The organism is Methanosarcina sp. A14 (assembly GCF_001729375.1).
In the GTDB taxonomy this organism is placed as follows: Archaea; Halobacteriota; Methanosarcinia; order Methanosarcinales; family Methanosarcinaceae; genus Methanosarcina; species Methanosarcina barkeri.
Genome location: NZ_LZPK01000002.1, coordinates 1 through 4,272, shown reverse-complemented (window position 1 = coordinate 4,272; position 4,272 = coordinate 1). Strand labels below are relative to the sequence as shown.

Below are 4,272 nucleotides of genomic sequence, written 5' to 3'. Positions count from 1 at the left end.
TCGTTCATTAAATTCGTTCAGTTAAATATATCTCAGTTCTCGCTAGATGACGTATATTGATAAATGAAAAGGAATGAACTTTCATCATGCAATTGCATAGAATTAGCTATTCTTCGCGTGCAGTCGTTGAAGACCCTTTCAAATGGGCTTACACGCTTGAAGACCATGGGTATACCGGTTGGGAAATCGTACAGGAAGGTTCTCAGTGCCTGAACAGCAAGAACATTCAGAATTTGAAAAATATCAGTGAAACCACAGACCTTGAATTAACTCTGCACCTGCCCTTCTCGGATATGAATCTGGCAGGTCTGAACGACTCAATAAGGGCAGAAGTCATCAGGCAGATGGAGCACTACCTGACTCTTGCCTCTAACTATGTCAATTTAGCTGTAGTACATCCTGGTTATCTTTCCCCTTATGGCACGCAGGTTCCACAGAAAGCATATTTTACCAATCTTGCTTCTCTCCAGGAAATATGTGACTTTGCTGCGGATTTTGGAATTCTTGTTGCTGTCGAAAATATGCCCGACATGCCGAAAATCTTTGGAAAATATCCTGACGAGATGCTTGAGATGCTTGAATCCATTGGAAGCCATAATGTGGGTTTTACTTTCGATGTAGGACACGCAAACACTGTAGGGCTTATTGACGACTTTCTGGAACTTTTTAACGAAAAAATCTCTCATGTGCATATCCATGACAACATGGGTAAAAAAGATGAACATCTACCTCTTGGAAAAGGCATAATAGACTGGAAGCAAGTTATGGAAAAACTTTCGGATTATAAAGGAATTTTCGTTACCGAGATGAGTTCTGTAGAGGAAGGAATTGAGAGCCTTGAGTTTTTAAGAAATCTGTAAGATTTAGAGAATCTGTCAGCTTTAAGGTTTCTATTTTCCACACCTTTATTTTTTCATTTTCTTCTATTTTTCGTCTTTCTTTATTGTCTCAGTTTTTTCACTCAGTTAATTTTCTTTCCTGTAATTCTCTTTCTTGTAATTTTCTTTCCTGTAATTCTCTTTCCTGTAATTCTCTTTCTTGTAATTCTCTTTCCTGTAACTCTTTTTCATTCAAGTATCTGGCCCAGTCGCCGTGCTCGATTCTTTCTGATTCAGGTTTCTCATCATAAACGTAGATAAAGCCCCTGAATTTCTGCTCACCAATTTCTAGATCCACATATTCCCTGTGGTATCCTCCGAAAAGTTCCATATAATCAATTGATTTGGCAATTTCAAGTTGTTGTTTTCCTGAAAACCTGCGTACTTCAGCTAAAACACAGGAATTTTCCAAAGGGTAGATGCCGGGATAAGGGCCTAGGGAGTAAAGAGCGTATCCGTTTACCTTTGTTGTACCCAGAAACTCTGACCTGTTTTGCAGATCAAAACGACGGCTATTGTAAAGCCCGTTTCTGAGACTGCCGTATAGTGCCATGATAAGCTCTTCGCCTTTAGGTTTCTGGTAAGAACGCTGCCAGCAGACATTTCTGTGAAAAACATTTCCATAGAGAGTCTTATCTTTTACTTTACTCTCTCTGTCTTCACAAGTAGCTTCATTTTTTCTTGAATCCTCTTCCATATTATACCCTTAAAAGAATTATTTAATAAAAAATTTAAAAGAATTATTTAATAAAAAATTTATAAAATACTTATTTCATAAAGCCATAACCTGCAAACCGCTGAGGCAGGTCAAGATTTGCCAGTAGGAAACGATCTTCTTTACTGTAAGCTACTTTTTTGTTACCTAAAAGTTCCATTACGCAGGTACTGCCAGGCTTTACCTCTTTTACTTCCTGCCCATCAACCAGGATTTTCTCAACACGTACAGGTTCGGACTGCAGGCCAACAAAGAGATGAAGTACACTTGAGGTTTCAATTGCTCGCGTGAATTTTGAGATGGTGCATTCAAGGACATAATCGGTACTTATGATTTCTTTATCGGAGATAATAAATCCTCTTTCTATATCTTTGGCCTGCACGTTTTTAAGACGCATTCCTACTCTGGTGCCTGTGGGTGCACTGTCAATATCCACATCGTGGCTCTGGATAGATCGGATTTCAATGTCTCTATCCATCGGGAAAATTTTAGTCTTGTCCTTGTCTTTTGAAATCCCCTGTTTGACAACTCCAAGAACAACGCAGCCTTTTCCAGTAACATTGAATGCATGGTCTATAAACACTCTTACAGGCAGACTATTCAGCTCAGCCTGTTCAGCTTCGATTTTTTCCGAGATCTCGGAAATTTTAGCTTTGAGGTCTTCCACACCCTCAAAAGGATTTTTTGCACCTTTGTTTGTATTCAGGGAAATACATTCCCAATCCTGAAGGGAAGTGCCCGCAGTCATCAGTTTTATTTTCTTTTTCAGCTCATCGATTGCATACATATGTGTACTGTCGGACTTTGTCAGGACAATAATTCCATGCTTAAGGCCGAGCAGATCCAGGGCAACAATGCATTCTCCGGTATGAACACTTGCAGGATTATTCCTATCAAGGCCGTCAGGAGGGACACAGAGGACTGCCATATCTGAGATATTCAGTGCCGTAATCAGGGATTTTAAAGCTTTGGGATAGCCGTGCGAGTCTACAAAAACCATTTTCCGGCTCTCCTTAGCGTTATTATACATAGTTATGTCGGAGGATGTTCCTTTTTTCCCCAGGTTTGCGGCAAGGGAGGTTCTTCCACTCTTTTCCGTCCCGATAATTGCAACGTTTGTCATACTGGATTCCTTCTAGTTCTTTGTAGTTCCTTTTAATTTCTTATAATTTCTTATAATCCCTTTTAATCCCTTTTAATTTCTTGAGCTGCATGTTATTAATAACTCTGAATTTACAAGGTATTATAAATCTGAACCTATATCTGGTATAATGCATCTGGTATAATGCATCTGGTATAATTATACTGTAATATATTTCTTTTCGAAACACTTTAAAAAAGTTCTTAAATACAAAAGTTCTCAAAAATTCAAATCTTAAAACACAATCTGGTAGGAAAAGATCACCAGGTTTCGCCCTGCCAGATTGCTTGAGTTTTATCGTTAGTACTTTTATTAATCTTTTTTATAATTACCAGATACTCTTCCCCTACTAACTGAGGCTCTTCAAAAATTGCATCTATCCCGAGTCTTTTAAGATAATCTTCGAACTCGGCTGCAGTTTTTAGATCCTTTACCCGGATCTTTGCTTCTTCATATAAACGCTGACCGTTTTTTACACTTAGGATGGATTCACTGAGAGGGCCAAGTATACTCTTCCCTAGCTGCATGCAGCGTTTTTCAAACTCGGCTTTATTTTCTTTCCATTCAACTGTTTGGAAACCTTCTCTGACAATCCGGGAAAGCATATAGTCTCTGCCGGTCTCATTGTAAAACTTAAAGGCATGCCTGAGATCCGAGCAATTACTCTGGGAAGAGGTATATTTTAATGGAGAAAGAACCATTTCCGGATCTTTTATTACGACGCCTTCATGTTCTTTTTCTCCAAGTTCCCGGATGATTTTTCCGATTTCTTTAGCAGCAGTTTCGAGAGGAATTTCTTTGAAGAACTTTACCTGGAAAAAGCCGTACTTTTCCAGAATTTCCTGCTTCCGGTTTATTGGAATAGGCTTGCCGCTGTTTTTCTCCCGAATATCAAAGATGTAAAACTCTACCGATTCAATGCCATAGATATCTTTTGGAACATAAGGATTGTCCGGGCCTATCATTTCTCCATAAAGTACAAGTCCAGGGAAATCATCAAAAAATTTCAGATTCAATTTCTCTTTTGCTTTTTGAGTCGTATAAGGGCAGATATATCCACTCCGGGTAATTGCAATGATTTCGTCTTTTGCAATCGCTATGCGGACATTATACCCATTCATTTTTTCTTCCACGGCCACTTTTTCAAGGCCGCTAAAGTGCTTTTTAATCGTGGGATCCAGTACCATGGCTCTCCGGATTTTTGGGAAACCCATAATGATTTCGAAAGAACCGTCTTTCTCATAAAGCACGGTTCCCCTTTCGATATGGGAGATCTCCTTATCGAAGCGGAATAGATATTCATATTTTCCCCAATTCTGGGCAAGATAGTTCTTCTCAAAAAGGTGCTGAACCCTTTCCTTATCAAACCCCAGGAAACTGGCAAGCCTAGCTATAAATTGAGGATCTATTTCCTCGTTCCCCTCTCTACTCATGTTTATTTATCTGTTTTCAAGCCTGAAATAAGTTATCGTTCTCAGGCATGTCTTCGAATGACACATTTTCAGAGTATCTGGTTTTAGGTATAATTCTCAGGTGTA

At 39.0% G+C, this 4,272-nt stretch carries 4 protein-coding genes; 1 reads left to right on the top strand and 3 read right to left on the bottom strand.

Annotation, left to right across the window (positions count from 1 at the left end; genetic code table 11):
- Window positions 1-86 precede the first annotated feature (86 nt).
- Window positions 87-860 (top strand): sugar phosphate isomerase/epimerase family protein, encoded by a 774-nt coding sequence (locus A9239_RS00060; protein ID WP_048116309.1) that lies wholly within the window; start codon window positions 87-89, stop codon window positions 858-860.
- A gap of 97 nt (window positions 861-957) precedes the next feature.
- On the opposite strand, the gene A9239_RS00055 is transcribed toward A9239_RS00060, so the two are convergent.
- From A9239_RS00055 to A9239_RS00045, 3 genes are all read right to left on the bottom strand, one after another.
- Window positions 958-1,575 carry a gamma-glutamylcyclotransferase gene (locus tag A9239_RS00055; protein ID WP_230629053.1) on the bottom strand — a complete coding sequence of 206 codons (618 nt, stop codon included), beginning with the start codon at window positions 1,573-1,575 and terminating at the stop codon, window positions 958-960.
- A 70-nt stretch (window positions 1,576-1,645) separates the two neighbouring features.
- The gene (locus tag A9239_RS00050; protein ID WP_048116310.1) at window positions 1,646-2,716 is read right to left on the bottom strand and encodes an elongation factor Tu; all 1,071 of its coding nucleotides are present in this window, start codon (window positions 2,714-2,716) and stop codon (window positions 1,646-1,648) included.
- Between the two features lie 278 nt (window positions 2,717-2,994).
- Entirely contained in the window at window positions 2,995-4,167 is a 1,173-nt protein-coding gene (locus A9239_RS00045; RefSeq protein ID WP_048116311.1) for an RNA ligase, read from the bottom strand.
- Between the last annotated feature and the right edge of the window lie 105 nt (window positions 4,168-4,272).